Here is a 22,379-nt window from a genome sequence, read left to right on the forward strand (position 1 = left end):
CCTCTAACTATTAATTTTCAACTGGCAACTTTCAACTATATTTTCTTCTATTATACCATATAAAAAAAAGAGGTAGATACCTCTTTAAAAATATAGTTCATAGGTACACGGATCAGGTCTGATAATAGCTATAATTTTAAAACCAAAACCCTTATACGAAGATCACGAAGAGAAGCTTTTCTTTTGAGCCTGACTTAAAACTGACTACTTCTGACTTAACCCATAAATCCAAAATTTTTATTTCCACTGTACATTATATATTGTCAATTCTACATTTTTCTCTATAGCTCTAGTAATTCTTTTAGATCTTCTTTTGTTATTCCACCATAGCTACCTTTACTATCAACCATAGTTTCTATCATTTTTTTCTTCCTCTCTTGTATCTCTATTACCTTTTCCTCAATGGTATTTTCAGCTATTATCTTGATTACTTGAACTACACTTTTTTGTCCTATACGATGTGCTCTATCTGTCGCTTGGTTTTCTATTGCAGGATTCCACCAAGGATCAAAATGTATTACAACATCTGCACTTGTTAAGTTCAGACCTGTCCCACCAGCTTTTAGAGATATCAGAAATATATCTTTTCCCCCACTATTAAACTCATCACACATCTCTATTCTTTCCTTAGAGGGTGTTTTTCCATCTAGTACTAGATAACTCAGGTTATTTTCAACAAGCCTCTTTTCTATCACATCAAAAACCTTTGTAAATTGTGAAAAAACTAAAACTTTATGACCTGACTCCTTTAATTCTAAAAGTAGTTCTAAGAGAGTATCAATCTTTGCACTCCCACCCTTATAATCTTCTATAAATAATTCAGGACTACAGCATATTTGTCTAAGTCTTGTTAGTAAAGACAATATCTTAACTCTACTACTATTAAATCCATCTTTTCCCATTATAGTTTTTGCTTCTCCCTTTATTTTTTCAAAAAATGAGAGGTAATATTTTTTTTGTTTTTTCTCTAGGTCTATTATCAAGTTAGTTTCAATCTTATCTGGTAGTTCTTTTAGCACTTCTTTTTTTATCCTTCTAAGCATAAATGGTGAAACTATCTTTTTTAATGAAATCATCCTATCTATATCGTCTGTAGGGTAACTTTTCTTCATATAGTTTTGTGTAAAACTCTTTTGAGTTCCTAGATAATTAGGAGATGTAAAATCTAGTAGTGACCATAGATCAAGCAGATTATTTTCAATAGGAGTTCCAGATAGGATAAACCTTATATTAGATCTTACTTCTTTCACGGCTTTTGTTATCTTTGCCTTAGGATTTTTTATCTTTTGTCCCTCATCTAATACTACCATTTCAAAATCCATATTTTTAAAAACTTCTAGATCGTTTCTATAAGTCCCATATGTTGTTATTATTATCTTTGAAGATATATCACTCTCTAATATTTTTTCCCTTTCTTTTTTTGTTCCCTCTAATATTTTTAATTCTAAATTAGGAGAAAATTTTTCTATCTCTTTTTTCCAGTTATGAAGTAGTGATTTTGGTACGATCAATAGACTTGGTTTTTCTTTTTTTTCCTCTATATAGATAGATGTAAGTAAAGCTATTATTTGTATTGTTTTTCCTAGTCCCATATCATCTGCTAAGATCCCTCCTAACTTAGAGTCATATCTATTTTTTAGCCAACTATAACCTTTTCTCTGATAGTCTCTAAGGGTAGCTTCTAGTTTTGGAGGAGTTTTTTCATTACTATTCACTAAGTTTTCTAGCTTTTCCTTTATAGGTGTTTTCACCTGAGGATTGGTAAGGGTTAGTTTTAGCAGATCAAATTCTGAAACATCATTCTTTGCCCTATCTATCCCTAATCTTCGGAGTTCTGAGATAATTTTTGCTTGAGTTTCATCGATCTTATATATCTTGTCTCCTAGAAAGACTTGATCTATTCCTACTACGACTCTTTCAAAGAGGATCTCTTGTTCCTTTTCATCTAAGGTGTCTATACCAATAGATAGTTCTAATTTATCCGCTTTCTTATATATATCTAAAAGCAATTTTCCTTCTATTTTTTCTATTATTGGTAGATCTTTTGAGATTACCTTTAGATCTACTATCTCTTTTAATTTTTCTTCATTTTCATATATAAAATTAGAAACCTTTGAAACACCATTGATTGTGTGATGTCCATCTTTTATAAGGTTTTTCATACTCTTTTCTATTGCAAATTTACTTAATTTTTTATATGAGCTATCATCATAGTCTAATACATATTTTATCCCGTTTTCTTCCTTTATGTTATTCATATCTAATCTCAATTCCATCTTATCTCTTTTACCTGATAGTATGATTTGAGGTTTCAATTTTTCCTCTGATCTCTTTGCTATAGGTAGTTTTAACTTTTTTACGATCTTTTCTAGTCTTTCTTTATATTCTTTTCTTTTCTCTTTACTCTCATTTTCTATCATTGCTGCTAAAAGTAAGGCACTACTCTCTTTATTATTTAATTGTATAATTTTATTGTTAGATATGAGAATACTTCCATCTTCTATTAGAGTATCACACTTAGCATAAGTATAGCTGTCCTTCTCTTCTATCAAAAGAACACTATCTTCAATAGATCCGGTTTCATATAGAACACCATTTATATAGATCTCTCCCCTAAATTTTTTAAAAAATTGAGTAGTCATCTGATCATTTAATTTTAAATTTTCTTCATTCCCATAATAAGATAAGCTTCTTAGTAAATTAAGAAGAAGATCTATATGTTCAAAGTTAGTTATATCTTTTTTATCAAAAACATAATCCTTTAAATCAAGAGTTATATCTTTACTTAACTTATATTTATTTTGAACTCCTTCTACAAAACGATAAAAATCAAAAAAAGTTTTTATAACAAATAGTTTTTCATCTCCAACCTTTATCTGAAGTTTATAAGACTCATCCATACTTATGCTACTCTTTAGATGATATTCTACCTTTAATAATTTTCTATCTTTCCCCTTATCTTCTAAGATGCCAAAGATCTCTTCTATATCTGGATTTGTATCATCATCTTCAAAATCTTCAGATAATATATTGTTTGCCAAGCTAAAAAATTCCAATGCTCCACCTATCACGTGTTTACATGCTCTAAAAGAATATTGCTTACTTGCAGGACAAGTACAAGTATGTTTTTCAATATTCCCTTCTGGCGATAGAGTAATGATAAAATTATAAACTTTACTTCCAAAAGCCCTACCACTAATGATAGTTTTATCTCCTTTCTTAATTATTTTTTCTGTTAATTTTATTTTTCCAGATGAAAAGTATTTCATTCCATTATCAAAATTTTTTTGACTTCCAGCAATTTTTTCAACCTCATCTATGTAAAACATATATATTCTCCTTATTTTTTATTTTATTATACCATAAAAAAAAGAGGTAAATACCTCTATAAAAATAAAACTAATTTAAAATCTTTGAAAACCTGTAACGAATTAAAAAACCTCAACGCAGAGACACAGATTACACAGATTAATACAGATTTTTAATATTCTCCTGCTACAACAAAGACGTTTTTTTCTTGGTTTTGAGTGAAGTTTATAGTCGTCCAACTTCAGCCCTCTGTTTCTACAATGACGATTGTGTATTATAATGTAAAGACAAAATGGTTATTGCCTCGGCTTTCCCGTTTAGGGAAAACCTAACGAGGAAGCTAAATAACCTTCTGGTACTTTTTGTTTTAACTTTCCACTTTCAATTTACAATTTTCAACTTTTAACTCTCTTCTCTTAATTTTTTTCAGAAAAAAAGCACAGTTTCCTGCACTCTTAATTCTCAACTATTTTCCTTACTTGTTTTTATTATACTTACAAGCAACTTTATAATTTCTTCTAAATCTATTATTAAACTTTTTTCTTCTTTTTCATCCAAGTAATCTGTAGCTTTCATAAGATTAATCCAATATCTACTTTCATTTGCTTCTTTAAGTGCAATACTTAATTTAGATATAAAATCCTTCTTGCTTTGTGCTTCAATACCTTCGCTTACATTTGCTCCAATACTGGTTCCGCACCTCATAAGCTGTTTAGACATAATATATTCTTTTTTTGTTTCCTTGAGATGTTTATAAAGCTTAACTATTCTTATTGCAAATTTAAAGGATTTATCATATACAATACTATTTCGTCGCATAAATAACCACCCCTTTATATAAGTTGAAAATTGATAGTTGCCAGTTGAAAATTAACTTCAAAAACCTTCACTATCACTTTTCATCTTTCCACTTTCAACTGTCTTTTCAGGTTCTAACTTTCAATTTTCATCCGTTTTTATAATTTGCAACTTTCATCTGTCATTCCGCTTTTAACTTTCCATTTTCAATTTGCATTTTCAACTATTCTTTGTCTTTTCAGGTTTTAACTTTCAACTTTCAATTTGCAACTTTCAACTAATTAGTCTCTTGCAAACAGATCTCTCGTATAGATTTTTTCTTCCACATCACTAAGTTTGTCACAAAGACGATTTGTCACTATCACATCAGAAACTTTCTTGAACTTATCTAAATCCCTGATTACTTTGGAATTAAAGAAACTCTCTTCCTTTAAGCTCTATCTCACACTCAATACATCATGAAGTCTTACTACCCCTAATAATTTTTCTCTTTCTATTACAGGTAAAACAGAAATTTGATTTTCCCTTTCTTCCATCAATTCTAAGGCATCTATTGCCATCTTATCCTCAGTTATAGAAGTAAATTTTTCTATCATAATATCTTTTGCCTTATAATTAAAAAATTCTTCTTTATTAGATAATGCTCTTCTAATATCTCCCTCTGTTATAATCCCTCTTAACTCACTATCTTCTACTATACAAACTATCCCTAATTTTTTCTCTCCCATTTTAACGATCACCTCTTCAATAGAAGCTTCTGAAGTTATAATTGCTAGATTAGCATTAGAATGCATTACATCTTTAACCTTTGTCAGCAATCTTCTTCCTAAACTTCCTCCTGGATGATATACTGCAAAATTTTCTGGCTGAAAATTTCTCATCTTAATAAGTACTGTAGCAAGAGTATCCCCCATAACTAAAGTAGCTGTTGTAGAACAAGTCGGAGCTATATTCATAGGACATGCTTCTCTATCTACACCTATATTCAATACTATATCTGCTGCTCTTCCCAGTTTAGATTCTTTATTTCCTGTCATAGCTATTATTTTAGCTCCTATTTTATTTATAGAAGGAATTATATTTACTACTTCATCACTATTCCCGCTATTTGATATAGCTAAAATAACATCTTCAGAATGAACCATTCCAAGATCTCCATGTAGCCCTTCTGCCGAATTCATAAATACAGTCAGTGTACCAGTGGATGCCATAGTTGCAGCTATTTTTTTCCCAATTATTCCAGATTTTCCGATTCCAGTTATAACGACCTTTCCTTTAGAATTAAATATTAATTTAGCCGCTTCTTCCAATTCATTTCCTAATTTTTCTTTTACCTTTTTTAGTTCTTCTATTTGTATATCAAATACTTCTTTTCCACATTCTAGTATATTCATTATTGCGCTCCTCCTGTATATTTTTTTAATACTTTTTCCCATATTCCTTGTTTTTCTAAAATTATTTCAATGATCTCCCTTACGGCTCCTTCTCCACCATTATACTCTGAGATCAAATCAGATATACCCCTAATTTGTTTCACGGCATCCCTTGGGCATCCTGAATATCCTACTAATTTCATTACCTCTAAATCATTTATATCATCTCCTATATAGGCAACATTATTATAATTTAAATTTTTATCTTTTAAAACTTCCTCTATCTTGGTTTTTTTATCTTTTATCCCTTGATATATTTCTGTTATTCCAAGCTCTTTTGCCCTAACTTCTACAATTTTAGATTCTCTTCCTGTAAGAATTAAGATATCCAGGCCATTTTTTATTCCTTGAGCTATAGCCATTCCATCCTTTACATGAAAAGCCTTTGTTTCAACTCCATTATTATCTATATATAACTTTCCATCTGTCAAAGTGCCATCGACATCTAAGACTACTAGTTTAATATCTTTCATTATTTTAATATCTCCCTTACTTTTTCTAAATCTTCTATAGTGTCTACCCCTACAAGGTTTTCATTAGTTTCAAGAACTTTTATCTTATAACCATTTTCTATAACCCTTAGTTGTTCCAGTGATTCAGATAACTCTAATTTTGTAGGTTTCATCGTAACATAGTTTAATAAAAATTCCTTTCTGTATCCATAAATTCCAATATGTTTATAAAAATCTATATCTGTTTCTTCCCTTTCATATGGAAGGGGTAATCTGGAAAAATAAATAGCATCATTATTTAGATCAGTTATTACCTTAACACAGTTAGGATTTTCAATCTCTTCTCTATTATTTATTTTTGTTTTCAAAGTACTCATTTTACAATTTTTATCTTCAAAAGCTTCTAAAACTCTATCAATAACTTTCCCTGATATAAGCGGTTCATCTCCCTGAATATTCACTATTATATCTGCCTCTATCTTCCCTGCTACTTCTGCTAATCTAGAGCTCCCATTCAAATGATCCTTTGACGTCATCATAACATCACCGCCAAATTCTTTTACTTTATCAAAAACTCTTTCATCATCAGTAGCTACAATTACACGGTCTAAATTTGATTTAGATGTATTTTCATATACCCACTGAATCATAGGTTTGCCATTTATATCTGCTAGTGGTTTCCCCGGTAATCTCGTAGAGGCGTACCTTGCAGGTATTATTCCAACTTTTATCATTTTACTCCTCCTAAAAAAGCCACAGCAAAAGCTGTGGCTTAAATTTATAATCCTTTTACGATACTATCTATCTGTACAGCTGTTTTTAATATATTTTCAAGATCATCTAACTTTAACATATTTGGTCCGTCACAAGGAGCATTATCTGGATCTTCGTGTACTTCTGCAAATATTGCATCTACACCCACTGCAAGAGCCGCTCTCATTAATGGCCCGACATATTCTCTATTTCCACCAGTACAAGTTCCTTGCCCACCTGGTATTTGTACTGAATGAGTTGCATCAAAAACAATTGGATAACCAAAAGTTCTCATTTCTAAAAATGATCTCATATCTACAACAAAATTATTATACCCAAAGGTAGTTCCCCTTTCACATAGCATAAAGTTTTCACTTCCAGCTTCCTGCATCTTATTCACTACATTCTTCATATCCCATGGAGCTAAAAATTGTCCTTTTTTTACATTTACAGGTAAACCTGTTTTTGCTGCTGCAACTAATAGATCTGTTTGTCTGCATAAAAATGCAGGAATTTGTAACATATCTACATAAGGAGCTACTTTTTCTGCCTGCCAAGGTTCATGGATATCTGTAACAACAGGAACGCCAACTACTTCCTTTACCTTCTTGAGGATTCTTAAGCCTTCATCCATTCCAATTCCTCTATTTGAATGAATAGAAGATCTATTAGCTTTATCATATGAAGATTTAAATATATAATTTATCTCTAATCTGTCACAGATCTCTTTTATTCTTTTAGCTACTCTAATACTCATCTCTTCAGATTCTATAGCACAAGGTCCTGCTATCAGAGTAAATCTTTGGTTTCCACAAATTGTAAATTTATTAGCTATTTCTACTTTTTTCATTAATTCTTCTCCTGTATTATACTAGTATTTTTTTATCACTTATATTAAGTATTACTTATAATCCTTTTTGAAGTTATACAAATCAAATTTTTAAGAATAGTTTCAAATTTATTTATAAATATTTAATCCTTATTTTTACTTTTTATTATTATTTTTTTTACTATTTGGTTTTTGATTTTTCTCAACTTTAATTTCAAATAAATTTTTCTTATAAAATTTTCGAAATTAAAATTAAGAGGTGAGTCCAGTATACTTTCAATACTTTTATTTTTCATTTGGCTATTCAAAGTAGTTTTAGGTAATTTTTCTATAATTTCATTACTCTCTAAATATGTACTTAATATGTATTTTTGATATATATTTTTTTCTTTATTTCCATAATAAAAATCTTTTAAACTTTTTTTTATATCTAGTCCAGGGATCAGATTCCAAGCACTCCTTAAAAAAACAGGGTCATCTCTATAAAAAAAGTGACAAACTTTTCGTTCATTAAACATCGATTCTAAACTTATACTACTAGGTGTTGTTATCACATGAGTTATATCTGAAATTGATTCTAAAAAATTACATTCTATTACATTTTCATAACTTTCATAATTTTTAAGATGTTTTATTAACTCTTTATCAAAAATTCTAAACTTAAATTTTATATTTAATTCTTCAAGAACATCAATGGTTTGATTCATTAAATTAATTAATACTTTTTTTTCATCCAAATCAAAATAAGAGGTATTAGCTGTTGTTATTAAAAAAATAATTTCTTTTGGAAGTTTAATTTTTTCTTCTTTTATTATTCGTTTTGGTAAATACTGAAATGCTTTATCACCCTTAAATTGAAAATATCCTAATTCAAATTTCCCTAAAACAAAAAAATAATCATGGATAATAGGATGAAATGTTACTAACTTTTTCTTTTTTGCAAATTTCCAATTAAATAAATATGTCCAATCAACAATCCCATCACTCACTAAAATAGTTTCAATTCCAAGTTCATTTGCTTTAGTAATAATATAATTACACATTGGATTCAAATACATAAATGATATTATATAATCATATCTTTTTAAAGCATCATTTTTTTTATAATATTTAATACCGTTATATTCTACAGTAATTTCATCTGAAATTTTTAATCCTAAGTTTTTATAATATTCTCTTTCTTCTAAAAATAAAATTTTCATTACTTCCTCCTAATTATAATTTTTCTTAAATCTTTCTCTAAAATAAATATCAACATTATAAAATATATTCCAAATAAACTACATTTTAATAGTATAAATAAAATAGCATTATTTACTTCAAAATTCTTAGTATATACATATAACATACTAAGATTTAATAAAATAAAAACTAAGAGTTTAAGAGTTTTCTTATTAAATGGAGTTATATTATGTATTTTTTTGACAAAATAATAGTTATAAATATTTCCAAGAATAAGAGAGGTTGATGTTGTTAATGCCGCACCAATCACTCCAAATTTAGGAATAAATATAAAATTAAATATTGTATTTATTAATAATACAATTATACTACTGTATAAATTATATTTTGGATACCCTGTCATTCTATTTATTTCATATACAAATCCTAAAGATGTATTTATTAATTGACCAATAGCTAATATAATTAATGTTGTATAACCACTTATAAAGCTTGGTCCAAATATTAATAATATATCTTTTCCTAAATACAGTAAAATGAAAAAAATCATCAATGAAAGATAAGTTACTCCCCTCACAATATCAAAGTATAATTGTTTTAATTCATTGATTTTATTTTTCTTAAAATAATCAACTATTTTTAATTCAATAACGTTTGAAAATGCCATAAAAGGAAATAGTACCAAATTAGATATAACAAAACTAATCTCATATATTGCAACTTTTTCAGTATTTAAAAAATAACCTATCATTAAAATATCTAATCTACTCGCTATCAAGATAATAAAACTATTAAACATTAAAGGTGAAGAATAATGTAGCATCTTTTTTAAAACTTTATAATTAAATTTACCAATTGATTTTCTTTTGATTTTTAAATTAAGCGTATACTTAGAAACTATAATCAATAATATAAAAGAAATAAAAGTACCATATATCAACCCATCACTTTTGAAATTAAATTTTATAAAAATAAAAAATATTATAATTTTAAAAACTCTTAATAAAATACTTCTGATAAAAACATCTTCTCTAATTTTACTATAACTTCTTAATAATGAACTATATAGTAAATAATATGCATTAAAAAATATTATAGGAAATGAAATCAAATAATCTTTTACAGATATTTTAGAATTAAAAACCTTTATGATAATAAAATCTTTAAAAACGTATAATAAAATTAATAAAAATATATTAAATATTATTACAATTAATTTTGTCCCCATTTCAATGTTATAAATATCTGTCTCATTTTTTTCTATAATAGCTTCTCTAGTAAATTTTAAAAGGCCAACATCTAAACCTAAGAGATTTAAAAAGACAAATAATCGTATAAAAGCTAGAATTTGTTTATATTTTCCATATTCTGATGCCCCTACCATATTTGTGATAAAAGCTATCATAATAAACATTAGTAATAAACCCAAAATAGACATTAATAAGTTTAATAATGATGTTTTAAATATTTTTTTTATCATCTTTTTTTTACCATTTTTATAGGAATTCCTACATATACAGTATCTCTTTCTATTTTTTTTGAAGTTACTACTGAATTTGCTCCTATTACACAGCCAGAGCTTATTATTGAACCTGCTAAAACTCTTACTCCACAACCTATCCAGACATTACTATTTATTATTGTTTTTTTTAATTCCATTCCTTGATATTTAATAGGAATATCATTTTTCATATAAAAATGATTTGATGATAGAATACTTGTATTATGTGCAATCGAAACATTATCTCTAATTAAAATTCCCCCTTCTGAATCAATATAACAATTATTGTGAATACTAATATTATTTTCTAGAGATAAACCTTCTATATTTTTAAATGTTACATTTGGTCCAATCATAATATTTTCACCACAACTTTCAATTATATTTTTAATAAGGCAATAACGTAAACCAATATATAGAAGCCCCTCCTTATATTTAATCATATTCATAATTCTAACACAGTTTCCCCTCCCAAAATATGAAAATAAAAAACTTATAACTGCTAATTGCTTTGCTACTTTTTTAAATTTTAAACTCATCTTTTTTTATAATAAACTAATTAAAGTTAATATTATACAACCTCCTTTATATTATTTTTTTTATAAATTTATTAAATATAAATATTATTAATACTGGTAATATTGTATACCACCACATACTTTTAGTGAAAATCTGGAATTCTGACCTAAAAATTCTCATCATGTTTAGAATAACAAATATATAAATAATTTCAAAATAACAAGATTCTCTTCTTTTTTCAAAACAATATGAAAATAACCCTAAAATATAAAAATATATAAATACACCTATATATTTAGCATTCATATAAGCGTCTAAAACACCAGAAAAGCCTCTTCCTCCCCCTTCTTTAAAAATTTGAGGGTAGTATTTATTCATAAACCATTTTGTCATAGAAAAATCATTTTTCCCACTTAACGGTATGATAAATGATTTCATCATAGATTTAAAAGCTTCTCCTTTAAATTCAAACTCTATAGAGGAATGATCTATTTTTTTATAATTTTTTATCCAAGTAGTTAATTCACCAAAATTTCTTTGGATTTTAATATCATATCCCTTTAACGAATACATAAAACTTTTATAATATAGTAATATGAAAATTAACATAATACCTAAAATAATAATTGTTTTTTTCTTTATAATTTTTTCTTTCTCAAAAAAATAAATATTTACTATGAAAATATTCATTATATCTAACCTTGAATTTTCTAATAAAGCTAATATTAAGTATAAAGAATTTAAAAATATTAAAAACTTTTTTAATCTTTTATTTTTTCTTGAAAAGTAGTTTTGATACAATAAAATTAACCCTATCATAAAGAACGGCTTAAAAGAATTTAAATAAGACATTTTTTTTAGATAAAAAATCCTTACAGCTCTAGATTTAAAAAAATAATTATTAATACCTATTTTTGAAACTAAAATAAAAAATAATAATAAAGAAAAACATATTACTAAACACCCTGTAAATAGCATTAGTTTATTTTCTTTGATTTTTTTATATTGAACTTTACGAAATACATTGATTCTCGAATAATTAAAAGCTACAACCGCAATTATAGAAAGTATACTCAACTTTTTATATTGATAAAAATCTAAGCCTTCTCTCATTAAAAATAAACCATAACCAAAATACAAAATGGATAATATATTAAAAAAATTAGTTCCCGAAATCAACTGTTTTTTTCTATTTAACAATAAAAAATACACTATTACTAGTATTAAAATACTATGCATAACATTTTAACTCCTACTTTTTTTATTCACTTTTCTTGAATTACAACTAATCCCTTTTATATAAATCACGAGTATAAACTTTTTCTTCAACATCTATTAATTTATCACAAAGACGATTAGTAACTATTACATCAGAAATTTTCTTGAATTCATCTAAATCCTTTATTACTTTAGAATTAAAAAATGATTTTTCCTTCAACACAGGTTCATAGATCACTACTTCTACTCCCTTGGCTTTGAGTCTCTTCATAATTCCCTGCACTGCTGAAGCACGAAAGTTATCTGAATCCATCTTCATAGTAAGTCTATAGATTCCTACTACTTTTGGATTTCTCTTTAATATCTTCCTGGCAATATGATCCTTTCTTGTTGTATTGGCATCTACTATTGCTTGGATTATATTGTTTGGTACATTCTCATAGTTGGCTCTAAGCTGCTTAGTATCTTTTGGTAAGCAGTATCCTCCGTATCCAAATGAAGGGTTGTTATAATGATCTCCAATTCTTGGATCAAGTCCTACTCCCTCTATGATCTGCTTTGTATTCAGTCCATGTACTTCTGCATAACTATCTAATTCATTAAAATATGCTACTCTTAAAGCAAGGTAGGTATTAGAAAATAACTTCACCCCCTCTGCTTCTGTAGATTCTGTAAATAAAATAGATATATCTTCTTTAATCGCTCCCTCTGCTAAAAGATTAGCAAAGATTCTAGCTCTTTCACTACTTTCACCTACTATTATTCTAGAAGGATGAAGGTTGTCATAGAGTGCTTTTCCTTCTCTTAAAAATTCAGGTGAAAAGATAATGTTATCTACACCAAATTTTTCTTTAACACTTTTAGTATACCCTACTGGTACTGTAGATTTAATTACCATAATAGCCTTTGGATTTATTTTCAATACATCTTTAATAACTACCTCAACTAAGCTGGTGTCGAAGAAGTTGTGTACTTCATCATAGTTTGTAGGAGTCGCTATAATTACATATTCTGCTCCTTCATACGCTTCTTTTTTATCTAAAGTCGCCTTTAGATTTAATTCCTTATTAGCTAAATAATCTGAGATATAGTCATCTACTATAGGTGATATCTTATTATTTATCATCTCTACCTTTTCAGATATTACATCCAGTGCTACTACCTCATGATTTTGTGCTAAAAGTACTGCATTTGATAGCCCTACATATCCTGTTCCTGCAATTACAATTTTCATTTCTCTTCATCTCCAAACTGTATTAGTTGATAGTTGATAATTAATAGTTGCAAGTTAATAGTTAATTGCTTTTTTTAACTTGCAATTATTTACTAGCAACTTTTAACTGCACTTTTGCTATCCACTGGCAACTCTTAACTATATTTTCTTAACTATTGTTCAAACTATTTTTTGTTGTTTTTATTATACTTGTCAATAACTTTATTATTTTTTCCAAATCCCTAATAAGGCTTTTCTCTTCCTTTGCCTCTAAGTATTTGGTAGCTTGTAATAATTTTATCCAATATTTACTTTCATTAGCTTCTTTTAAAGCTACATGAAGTTTTGCAATAAAATCTTTTTTGCTTTGACCTTCTAAAGCTTCGCTTATATTTACTCCAATGCTAGTTCCATTTCTCATGAGTTGTTTTGACATAATGTATTCTTTTTTATTTTTTTATTTTTTTATTTTTTTTTAATATTCATATAGTTTTACTATTCTAATCGTAAAATTAAAAGATTTATCATACACAATGCTTTTTTCATTTAACTATCAACTATTCTCTGGCAACTATTAACTATCTTTTCCTATACCATTCTACAAATTTCTCTATTCCCTCTTCAAAAGTAAGGCTTGGATTATACCCTGTCATCTCTTTTAACTTACTCACATCTGCATAGGTTCTGTCTACATCTCCAGGTTGCATAGGTAATCTATCAATGATAGCCTTTTTATCTAAGACTTTTTCAATTGTTTCTATCATCTCTGTCAGCGACACTGGGCTATTACTTCCAATATTGAATATTTCATACACGTTTTCATTATTTTCCACATAATCTATAGATTTAATTATTCCATCTACAATATCACTTATATAAGTATAATCTCTAGAAGTACTTCCATCTCCATAAACTGGTATTGATTCTCCTGCTAGAATTAATCTTGTAAATTTATTTATAGCTAAATCCGGTCTCTGTCTTGGACCGTATACTGTAAAAAATCTTAAAAATGTCATATTTATCTTATAAAGGGAATGATATACATGCCCCATTACTTCATTGGCTTTTTTTGTTGCCGCATATGGAGAAATAGCAAAGTCTACCACGTCAGTTTCTTTAAATGGTACTATTTTGTTATTTCCATATACAGAAGAACTAGAAGCAGCAACTATATTTTTTACGCCATATTTTCTACAGCATTCTAATATATTATGGGTTCCTCTACCGTTTACTTCTTGATATAAAATTGGATCTTCTATGGAAGGTCTAACCCCTGCTCTTGCCGCAAGATGAATTACTGTATCTACCTTATTTTCAGAAAAGATTCTTTCCAAACCTTCAAGATCTCTAAGGTCAATAACCTCAAGAATGTAGTTCTCAGAATCTACCAATTTTTTTAATTCTTTCAATTTTTTTTCTTTTGAATTATTCTCTATTAACTTGTAACTATTAACTAACAATCCACAGCTTTCAATTGTATTATTTATTTTAATCGTCATATCATAGTAATCATTAAAATTATCAATATTTATTACTTTATTGCCCACCGATAAAAGTTTTTGAATCAAAGTTGAACCTATAAAACCTGCACCGCCTGTTATTAAATATGTTTTCATAATACATCTCCTAATTCTTTAAGATATTTCCCCAAAATAATATTAACATCAAATTCTTTTTCAACTTTACTTCTACCATTTTTTCCCATTTTTTTTCTTTCTTCGCTATTCAACTTTAAAAATTTTTCTATTTTCTCGACTAAACTTTCCACACTTTTAACTTCTGCTAAAAAACCATTATATCCATCGCTTACTATATCTTTACAACCTACATTCTTGGTTGTAATGATTGGCTTTGCCATAGCAGCAGATTCTATAAGACTTCTCGGAACACCTTCTCTATAATATGTTGGTAAAATTATACAATCTGAATTCCTAATATTTTCCTTTATTGTATTTGTTACTCCAAGATATTTAATTACTCCTTGCTTTTCGTATTTTTCTAACATTTTTAAACTCAAAGAACTTTTATTTTCTTTTTGTATTCCACCAATCATTTGAAATTCTATATTTTTATATTCTTTTTTTATTAATTTAGCAGCTTCTATATATATTTCCGCTCCCTTTTCATAACTAATTCTCCCTATAAATAAAAATACTATTTTATCATTTATTTTATTTTTCTCTAAAAATTTATATTCCATTAAATTAATTCCAGACCCTGGTAGCCTATCACAAATTTCTTTTTTTACAAGTTTATTTTCTAAAAATAAATTCATATCATCATAATTTTGAAAAAATACTTTTTGAGGATATTTGAATGATATTTTATAAAGAATCTTTATTATCCTATTTGTTATTCCTGTATCTAAAAATGCATATCCTAGCCCCGTGATGTTATTAATTGCTTTTATTTTTGCTATTTTACATGCTAAAGTTCCATATATGTTTGGTTTTATTGTAAAATTTAATGAATAGTTTATATCATACCTCTTATATTTTTTTATCAGATCAAACATCCCTTTTATATCACTTAGAGGGTTTTTACTGTGATTACTTAATAATAACTCTCTGATTTCGCATCCCATCTCTTCTAGTTTTTTCTTATATTCGTCATTATCATTTACAGAAAAAATGTATACTTTATGCTCCTTGTTTAATGCTTCTATCAAATCTTTCCTAAAAATATATACTTGACTTATTTTATTTATCACTAATGCTATATTCATGTATTCTCCTATTTAAACCTTAAACTTCCGTATAAACTTTTAACGATTTTAGGTTTTATCCTGTATATTAAATTAAAAACAAGCTTTGGAAGTCTAATTAATTTTATTTTTTTATTATTTTTTTTCGCTAACTTTTCTATGATTTCTTTTATAGATATATCTAATTGGTCTTTTGGAATAAATATTCCTTTTTTTTCCTTTTTTATTATTGCATTAGTTTCTTCCGTTAGTTTATTTATATCTATCATAGTTCTTTTATTTTCTGAATAATTGAATGGCAGTATTGAAAATATTTTTACTAGTTTTTCTAATTTAGGTAGATTACCAGGACACCCTTCACCATAGATCATTGGAGGCCTTAGAATCGACACTTTAAAAATATCGCCTTTTAAATTTTCTAAAATTTTCTCAGCTTCTATTTTACTTTTAGCGTAAGGAGTTTTAGGATTAGTTGGTGTTTCTAAAGTTATTATTCTGTCATGGTCAAAATATCCATGCGTTCCCCAAACTCCTACTGTAGAATAAAATACAAAATGTTTTACACCTTTTTCTTTAGCCCTTACAGCCAATTTTTCAGTCAAATCTCTATTTATCTCAAAATATTTTTCTTCTGGTGCTCCCTTCATCTGATGAACTAGGGCAGCTAAGTGAAGTACACAATCTACATTTGTAAACTCTATATCTTCTACCTTAGTAGTTCGTAGACTTATAGGGACAATATCATATCGATCACTATATTTTTCAATAAAGTTTCTCCCTACAAACCCACTGGCTCCCGTAACTATAACTTTTTTCTTTTCCAACTTTTCACCTCCTGTAAATGTTTTACAATAGAATAAAGATGACATAGAACTTTTCTATAGTCGCAGATTTCTCAGATTACCTCAGATTTCTGCATAACAACTCTTTCTATTTCTACGCTTTTATTTCCAAAATTAATTATAATTCCAACTTCTTTCCCTGTCGCCTTTAGATAATTAGCCAACTGTGCTTTATAAATACCTATTATTTTAGATGTACATTTTAATTCTAATATTATCCTATCATCTACAATTATATCTGCTATATAATCACCAATAACTTTATTCCTAAAATAAATCTTTATCGGTTCTTGTTGAATAGCTGTTATATTATTTTCTTCTAATAACATCATTAAAGCATTTTCGTATACTTTTTCAAGAAATCCAGTACCTAATTCCCTATGTACTTCCATAGCTAACCCAATAATTTTATATGATAACTCTTTATATAAAAATTCATTCATATTTATCACTCCAACATAATCTGCGTAATCTGCGACAAAAGATAGCTTTTTTTCTTTGTGTTCTTTACTTTTATAATCAGTATTTACTCGTAGCTTCTACTAGCTCACGGTGCTCTCCTAACAATTTCTCATCCTTCACTACCTGATTGTTTTCTATCTTTTTCAATATCTTCAATACTGTAGCTATTATCAGCCACATATCATAGAAAAAACTTTTATTCTCTATATAGTAATGATTTAACTTTATCTTATAGGGTCTAATCTGCTCCATATAAAACTTCTCAGGATCTTCTACCTGATCCATCAGATATTCCTCATCTGAAAACACTATACTTGCTGTAGATGATATCCCGCTCCTCACACAAAATATTTCCTTTTCCCACTCTGTATAGCGGCTTAATCTCCTGGGTAGTTCTGCCCTGGGACCAATGATTGCCATATCTCCATTCAATACATTGAATAACTGAGGCAGTTCATCTAATTTAGTCTTTCTGATAAACTTCCCAACTTTAGTAATAGCATTAGAACCACCCTTTACCTGCACTCCTACACCATTTTTATCAAAGTCAGTTCTCATACTCCTAAACTTATATATATTAAATTCCCTTATACCTTTAGTTAACCTTTTTTGCTTGAATAATACCGGACCCTTAGATTCTAATTTTATAGCAACAGCTACAATCAACATCACAGGCCAAAATATTAATATAGCTGCCAGACTAGCCACAAAATCAAATATTCTTGTCATAACTTTCTCCTATTTCAAATTTATCTTAAATTAACAAACTTTTTTGACACAGATTTCCATAGATTTAAAACCAATCTTCACAGATTTAATTCTTTTCTTCTTGGTTTTAAACGAAGTTTATAGTCGTTGAGCTTCAGCCCTCTGTTTCTACAATGACGATTGTGTATTACAATGCAAAGACAATTATAAACCTTCTTGATTTTCTTTGGATCTTTTTCTTGCATCAAGGCAAGAAATGATCTCAGTTAAGGGCGAAACCCTTAGAACTTTTTTCTTAGCACAGAGGCTCAGTGCTCTCTGAGTTAATTTTTTTCTCGCTTCTAATCAATTTTTAATCCTCTCTCTGATCTCTATCTTTTTCCCTCAGTGTATCTCTGTGTCCAAGTCTTTTAATTCACTTTTAACTAGTCACTAATCTCTCTTCCCCAACTCTAACCTTCACTTCTTCCTCTGTAGAAGTCAGAACAGAGTTCTTCACCTCTCTATTGACTTCTTCCGGCTCCTTAAAAGTAATAACGACCTTTTTCATAACCTCTTTTAATCTCTCATATTCATGAACTTTTAAAATATCTTTCAGTTCCTCTAAGTATTTTAAATTCCCTACTTCATCTTCATCGTGAAGCTTTCCTATAAATATCTTTTTATTTTCTGTCTTTTCTGCACTATTGACATCGTAGAGTAGTTCCTCATATAATTTTTCCCCAGGTCTGAGTCCTGTTATCTCTATATTTATATCTTCCCCTAATGTCAGTCCCGATAATTTTATAAGGTTTTTAGCCAGATCCATTATCTTTACTGGTTCCCCCATATCCAAGATAAATACTTCTCCGCCTTTACTCATTGTTCCAGCTTCTATCACCAGACTGGCTGCTTCTGGTATAGTCATAAAGTACCTGGTAATCTCTGGGTGAGTTACAGTTATATTTTTCTTTTCTTCAATTAACTTCTTAAATAGCGGAATCACACTTCCATTACTTCCTAATACATTTCCAAATCTGGTTGCCATAAATTTTGTCTTACTGATCTTATTTTTTTCCTCTACTAATAACTCTGCAGCTCTCTTTGTAGCCCCCATAATATTAGTTGGATTTACTGCCTTATCTGTAGAGACCAAGATAAACTTTTCTGCCTGATGAATATCTGCCAGATCGATTATATTTTTAGTTCCAAACACATTATTTTTTACTGCTTCCTCTGGGTTATGTTCCATGAGAGGAACATGTTTATGAGCTGCTGCATGGAATACAATATCAGGATTATATTTCTTAAACAAATATTCCATCTTCTCATATTCCCTTACATTACCAATCTCACTTATAATTTCAAGATTTTTATATTTTCTCTTTAATTCCAATTCTAAAAAATAAATTGAATTTTCATTTAAATCTATATTTATTAATTTTTTAGGATTATATTTAGCTATCTGTCTCGATAATTCCGAACCAATAGATCCTGCTCCTCCAGTTATAAAGATTACCTTTCCCTCTATTCCACGGGCTATATTTCGGCTGTTTACCTCTATTATCTCACGACCCAATAGATCTTCTACCTTTACATCCCTTACCTGGTTTAAAAAGGAACCTCCTTCTAATATCTCATCATAACTAGGCAGTATTTTAATCATCACCTTATCAGTATCTATCAATTTATATACTTCTTTAATCTGCTTACTCCTCATAGAAGGGATAGCTATTATAATTTCGTCGATATTAAATGCATCTACCAGCCCTGGAATATCAAATCTGTTTCCTAAAACTTTTTTCCCATAGAGAACCATATTTTTCTTTCTGGGATCATCATCTACTACTCCTATTATTTCCAGTTTTAGATGAGGGTTTTTAAGATTCTCTCGGAGTAGCCCTTCTCCTGCTTCTCCTGCTCCTACTATCAATGCTTTTTTTCTGCCGGTTTTATTTTTTTTTCCTAATTGTACACTTTCTAATGTCCTGTGAACTCTAAACGCAAACCTTCCCATAAGCAAAAATATCATCTCAAATATAACCATGAGAGAAAATAAACTTATAGGAAACTTCGCTATCTCTAAAAATACTATAGCCAGTACATAGATCATATTAGAAAAAGTTACAACCATAATAATATTAAATATATCCAGGGAGTTGGTGTACCTCCAGCTTTTTTTATTTATCTTTAAAATCAAATTTAAAATAATATAGATCACTAAAAAATGAGCTATATACCTCATTCTAAAATATTTTTCCCATTTTCCTTCAAACTTTATCATAAAAGCAAATATAAAAGCTGAACTAAGTAATATGGAATCTAAAAACAGTTTAACACCGTTTCTTATCCTGTCATTTTTTAACATCTTCCCTCCTCCACAAAGTTCTTAATTTGTGTAAATAAACCTTTGAATATTTCGGTGATACCCTTTACAGGTCTTTCGAAATTCATCTCTATATTTTATCACATTTCTATACCATTTAATAGCATATAGATTACTATTCAACATACCTTTTCTTCCATTTGTTTTCCATACAAATATTCCCCGTGTAAACATAATTTCCGACTTTCTTAAATTTTATATTATCCCTCTTTTCATCTGCTGTAGATTTCATTTTTATTATCCAGTTGAAATTATTATTCAAAATTTTTATTTCAAATTCACTCAGTAACAACTAAGTTAATCCTATCAAGTTTAACACATTTTTTCCGAAAATTTAAGTTTTTTTTAAGGAATTTTATAATCCCAATTTCAAAATCTACTCTTGAAAGAACTTTCGTCTATAAAAACAAACAAAATCAACTAGTTATTTAAAATTCATAAAAAAATACATAGTATAAATTTATTATACCTATGTATCCTTTATTTTTTTATTTCATCTATCTTATTTCCAATCTACACCTTTGATAAATTCCTTTATAAAAGCTGCAAAGATTCCTAAAAATAATCCTAATATCATCCCGATAGCCACTATCATCTTAGATTTACTCTTTTCCTCTACCTTATAGACAGAAGATATTTTTTCAATCTGCTTTCCTAATTTTTTATCCCCCTTAACTCCTTCTAATCCCAGAGCTTGATTATCATATTTTTCATATAACTTCTTATTAGAGTTCAATTCTTGCAATAAAGTCGGATTAGTTATTGTCAAAATTGATACCATACTCTGATTTTCCAATATTGAGACTGGCTGTTTTTTTATTATCTCTGCTATCTGTTTTTCACCTTCTCTAACTTTCACTCTGTATAGATCTCTTCTTTGGAAAACTAAAGAAATTTCATCTTCTATTGCGTTTTTTAACAACTCAGTTTTTTTCATATTTACAATATTTAAATATAATTCTATCATTTTTTTACTCAGCACTTCATCCTCTATTGTTGTATTCAATGTATAATATTTAAATTTTTCTTTATCTCCAGTTACCTTTTTCAATTCAAGAGAACTAAATCTATCTCATCTTCATAGTCTTTTTTCCTTCTCATTCATAAGTTCATTTTTCATTTTCTCACTCTCCTATTCTTTTATTTCTAATTCATTATATCATGTTTAATATCCTATTTATCGCTAACATTTTTATTTAGTGCAGATATATCTACATGAATTACGCAAATACTCCTAATGAAAACTTTAAATGCAGAAACTCAAAACCACTGAGCTTGTCAGATTTTTTTTGTCGCATATTTTATTCCTCTGTATATCTTCATGTCCAAGGTTTTTAATAGTTCTATTGGTATTAATTAGGTCATTTGCGGTTAAATTCTTTGTTATGTTTTCTATTTTTGTAAAAAAGAACCTTTCGGGTTCCAAAACACTAATATTTCTATAGTTTGCTTACACAAACTGAGAATATTGCATTAGTTTTTCTTTGACTCTTCAAACTTAGCCCAGATTCCAGCTTTAGTTAATAAAGATTTAACAGTTCTCGTAGGTTGAGCTCCGTTTCCTAATAATCTTAAGATTTCTTCCTCTTTTAATACTACTTTAGAATCTTCTAATGGATAGTAGTTACCTAAGTAAGCTATTGCCTTTCCATCTCTTTTTTGTAATGCTTCCATTGCTACTACTCTGTAAACAGGTCTTTTCTTGCTTCCTAATCTAGTTAATCTAATCTTTAACATAATTATTTCTCCTTTTCTCATTTTAATTTATTTAATAATTTATTATAATTTGTTTTTTAAAACGGTAATTTAAACCCTTTACCCATCTTAGGCATTCCAGGCATCCCTTTACCACCACTGAACATCTTCATCATACCCTTCATTTGTTCAAACTGCTTTAACATCTTATTGATGTCGTGAACTTGGGTAGCAGATCCTCTAGCTATTCTTTTCTTTCTACTAGCGTTTATAACTTTCGGCTTTCTTCTTTCTTCTACAGTCATAGACTGAATAATTGCTTCAGTTTTTTTCATTTCTTTTTCTGCTGGTGCCAGGTCTCCTAGATCTCCTACACCTGGTAACATCTTTAGGATA

General features: G+C 28.3%; 19 protein-coding genes and 2 pseudogenes. All 21 read right to left on the minus strand.

Annotated elements, in window-relative coordinates:
- Positions 1–281: 281 nt before the first annotated feature.
- Positions 282–3,329 (minus strand): DEAD/DEAH box helicase, encoded by a 3,048-nt coding sequence (locus tag NRK67_16390; protein ID UUV18844.1) that lies wholly within the window; start codon positions 3,327–3,329, stop codon positions 282–284.
- Positions 3,330–3,771: 442 nt separating this feature from the next.
- Entirely contained in the window at positions 3,772–4,128 is a 357-nt protein-coding gene (locus tag NRK67_16395) for a four helix bundle protein (GenBank protein UUV18845.1), read from the minus strand.
- Between the two features lie 416 nt (positions 4,129–4,544).
- Positions 4,545–5,501, minus strand: coding sequence for a KpsF/GutQ family sugar-phosphate isomerase (locus tag NRK67_16400; GenBank protein UUV18846.1), 957 nt, complete (start codon positions 5,499–5,501; stop codon positions 4,545–4,547).
- On the minus strand, positions 5,501–6,013 hold the full coding sequence (locus tag NRK67_16405) for an HAD-IIIA family hydrolase (GenBank protein ID UUV18847.1): 513 nt from the start codon (positions 6,011–6,013) through the stop codon (positions 5,501–5,503). The genes NRK67_16400 and NRK67_16405 overlap by 1 nt, the downstream gene beginning before the upstream one ends.
- The gene (gene kdsB / locus NRK67_16410; protein ID UUV18848.1) at positions 6,013–6,726 is read right to left on the minus strand and encodes a 3-deoxy-manno-octulosonate cytidylyltransferase; all 714 of its coding nucleotides are present in this window, start codon (positions 6,724–6,726) and stop codon (positions 6,013–6,015) included. The genes NRK67_16405 and kdsB overlap by 1 nt, the downstream gene beginning before the upstream one ends.
- A gap of 44 nt (positions 6,727–6,770) precedes the next feature.
- Positions 6,771–7,595, minus strand: a complete 825-nt coding sequence (gene kdsA / locus NRK67_16415) for a 3-deoxy-8-phosphooctulonate synthase (protein ID UUV18849.1) — start codon at positions 7,593–7,595, stop codon at positions 6,771–6,773.
- 122 nt (positions 7,596–7,717) lie between these two features.
- Positions 7,718–8,776, minus strand: coding sequence for a hypothetical protein (locus NRK67_16420; protein ID UUV18850.1), 1,059 nt, complete (start codon positions 8,774–8,776; stop codon positions 7,718–7,720).
- A complete protein-coding gene (locus tag NRK67_16425; protein UUV18851.1) occupies positions 8,776–10,236 on the minus strand; it encodes an oligosaccharide flippase family protein in 1,461 nt (486 codons plus the stop codon). The genes NRK67_16420 and NRK67_16425 overlap by 1 nt, the downstream gene beginning before the upstream one ends.
- Positions 10,233–10,700 (minus strand): acyltransferase, encoded by a 468-nt coding sequence (locus tag NRK67_16430; GenBank protein ID UUV18852.1) that lies wholly within the window; start codon positions 10,698–10,700, stop codon positions 10,233–10,235. Before NRK67_16430 ends, NRK67_16425 begins: the two co-directional genes overlap by 4 nt.
- Positions 10,701–10,842: 142 nt before the next feature.
- Positions 10,843–12,015 carry an oligosaccharide repeat unit polymerase gene (locus tag NRK67_16435; protein UUV18853.1) on the minus strand — a complete coding sequence of 391 codons (1,173 nt, stop codon included), beginning with the start codon at positions 12,013–12,015 and terminating at the stop codon, positions 10,843–10,845.
- Positions 12,016–12,061: 46 nt separating this feature from the next.
- A complete protein-coding gene (locus NRK67_16440; protein UUV18854.1) occupies positions 12,062–13,228 on the minus strand; it encodes a nucleotide sugar dehydrogenase in 1,167 nt (388 codons plus the stop codon).
- A 148-nt stretch (positions 13,229–13,376) separates the two neighbouring features.
- A pseudogene (locus tag NRK67_16445) lies at positions 13,377–13,742 on the minus strand (four helix bundle protein).
- A 43-nt stretch (positions 13,743–13,785) separates the two neighbouring features.
- A complete protein-coding gene (locus NRK67_16450) occupies positions 13,786–14,823 on the minus strand; it encodes a GDP-mannose 4,6-dehydratase (protein ID UUV18855.1) in 1,038 nt (345 codons plus the stop codon).
- Positions 14,820–15,932 carry a glycosyltransferase family 4 protein gene (locus tag NRK67_16455; protein UUV18856.1) on the minus strand — a complete coding sequence of 371 codons (1,113 nt, stop codon included), beginning with the start codon at positions 15,930–15,932 and terminating at the stop codon, positions 14,820–14,822. Before NRK67_16455 ends, NRK67_16450 begins: the two co-directional genes overlap by 4 nt.
- Before the next feature lie 8 nt (positions 15,933–15,940).
- Complete coding sequence (locus NRK67_16460) at positions 15,941–16,735, minus strand: NAD-dependent epimerase/dehydratase family protein (protein UUV18857.1); 795 nt, start codon at positions 16,733–16,735, stop codon at positions 15,941–15,943.
- A gap of 71 nt (positions 16,736–16,806) precedes the next feature.
- Positions 16,807–17,196, minus strand: coding sequence for a GxxExxY protein (locus NRK67_16465; protein ID UUV18858.1), 390 nt, complete (start codon positions 17,194–17,196; stop codon positions 16,807–16,809).
- Between the two features lie 76 nt (positions 17,197–17,272).
- Positions 17,273–17,944, minus strand: a complete 672-nt coding sequence (locus tag NRK67_16470) for a sugar transferase (protein ID UUV18859.1) — start codon at positions 17,942–17,944, stop codon at positions 17,273–17,275.
- Between the two features lie 400 nt (positions 17,945–18,344).
- Positions 18,345–20,270 carry a polysaccharide biosynthesis protein gene (locus NRK67_16475; GenBank protein UUV18860.1) on the minus strand — a complete coding sequence of 642 codons (1,926 nt, stop codon included), beginning with the start codon at positions 20,268–20,270 and terminating at the stop codon, positions 18,345–18,347.
- A gap of 520 nt (positions 20,271–20,790) precedes the next feature.
- Positions 20,791–21,339 (minus strand): hypothetical protein, encoded by a 549-nt coding sequence (locus NRK67_16480; protein ID UUV18861.1) that lies wholly within the window; start codon positions 21,337–21,339, stop codon positions 20,791–20,793.
- A 422-nt stretch (positions 21,340–21,761) separates the two neighbouring features.
- The gene (gene rpsP / locus NRK67_16485) at positions 21,762–22,025 is read right to left on the minus strand and encodes a 30S ribosomal protein S16 (GenBank protein UUV18862.1); all 264 of its coding nucleotides are present in this window, start codon (positions 22,023–22,025) and stop codon (positions 21,762–21,764) included.
- A 56-nt stretch (positions 22,026–22,081) separates the two neighbouring features.
- Positions 22,082–22,378: pseudogene (locus tag NRK67_16490) on the minus strand (signal recognition particle protein).
- Position 22,379: the final 1 nt, after the last annotated feature.

Source organism: Fusobacteria bacterium ZRK30 (assembly GCA_024628785.1).
Classification (GTDB): Bacteria; Fusobacteriota; Fusobacteriia; order Fusobacteriales; family Fusobacteriaceae; genus Psychrilyobacter.

Bases quoted from the DNA above. Each gene is read 5' to 3' on its own strand.
- NRK67_16465 (UUV18858.1), bottom strand. From the start codon at position 17,196: ATGAATGAATTTTTATATAAAGAGTTATCATATAAAATTATTGGGTTA.
- NRK67_16420 (UUV18850.1), bottom strand. From the start codon at position 8,776: ATGAAAATTTTATTTTTAGAAGAAAGAGAATATTATAAAAACTTAGGA.
- NRK67_16425 (UUV18851.1), bottom strand. From the start codon at position 10,236: ATGATAAAAAAAATATTTAAAACATCATTATTAAACTTATTAATGTCT.
- NRK67_16390 (UUV18844.1), bottom strand. From the start codon at position 3,329: ATGTTTTACATAGATGAGGTTGAAAAAATTGCTGGAAGTCAAAAAAAT.
- kdsA (UUV18849.1), bottom strand. From the start codon at position 7,595: ATGAAAAAAGTAGAAATAGCTAATAAATTTACAATTTGTGGAAACCAA.
- NRK67_16405 (UUV18847.1), bottom strand. From the start codon at position 6,013: ATGAAAGATATTAAACTAGTAGTCTTAGATGTCGATGGCACTTTGACA.
- NRK67_16400 (UUV18846.1), bottom strand. From the start codon at position 5,501: ATGAATATACTAGAATGTGGAAAAGAAGTATTTGATATACAAATAGAA.
- NRK67_16455 (UUV18856.1), bottom strand. From the start codon at position 15,932: ATGAATATAGCATTAGTGATAAATAAAATAAGTCAAGTATATATTTTT.
- NRK67_16440 (UUV18854.1), bottom strand. From the start codon at position 13,228: ATGAAAATTGTAATTGCAGGAACAGGATATGTAGGGCTATCAAATGCA.
- kdsB (UUV18848.1), bottom strand. From the start codon at position 6,726: ATGATAAAAGTTGGAATAATACCTGCAAGGTACGCCTCTACGAGATTA.
- NRK67_16475 (UUV18860.1), bottom strand. From the start codon at position 20,270: ATGTTAAAAAATGACAGGATAAGAAACGGTGTTAAACTGTTTTTAGAT.
- rpsP (UUV18862.1), bottom strand. From the start codon at position 22,025: ATGTTAAAGATTAGATTAACTAGATTAGGAAGCAAGAAAAGACCTGTT.
- NRK67_16450 (UUV18855.1), bottom strand. From the start codon at position 14,823: ATGAAAACATATTTAATAACAGGCGGTGCAGGTTTTATAGGTTCAACT.
- NRK67_16430 (UUV18852.1), bottom strand. From the start codon at position 10,700: ATGATTAAATATAAGGAGGGGCTTCTATATATTGGTTTACGTTATTGC.
- NRK67_16435 (UUV18853.1), bottom strand. From the start codon at position 12,015: ATGCATAGTATTTTAATACTAGTAATAGTGTATTTTTTATTGTTAAAT.
- NRK67_16395 (UUV18845.1), bottom strand. From the start codon at position 4,128: ATGCGACGAAATAGTATTGTATATGATAAATCCTTTAAATTTGCAATA.
- NRK67_16470 (UUV18859.1), bottom strand. From the start codon at position 17,944: ATGACAAGAATATTTGATTTTGTGGCTAGTCTGGCAGCTATATTAATA.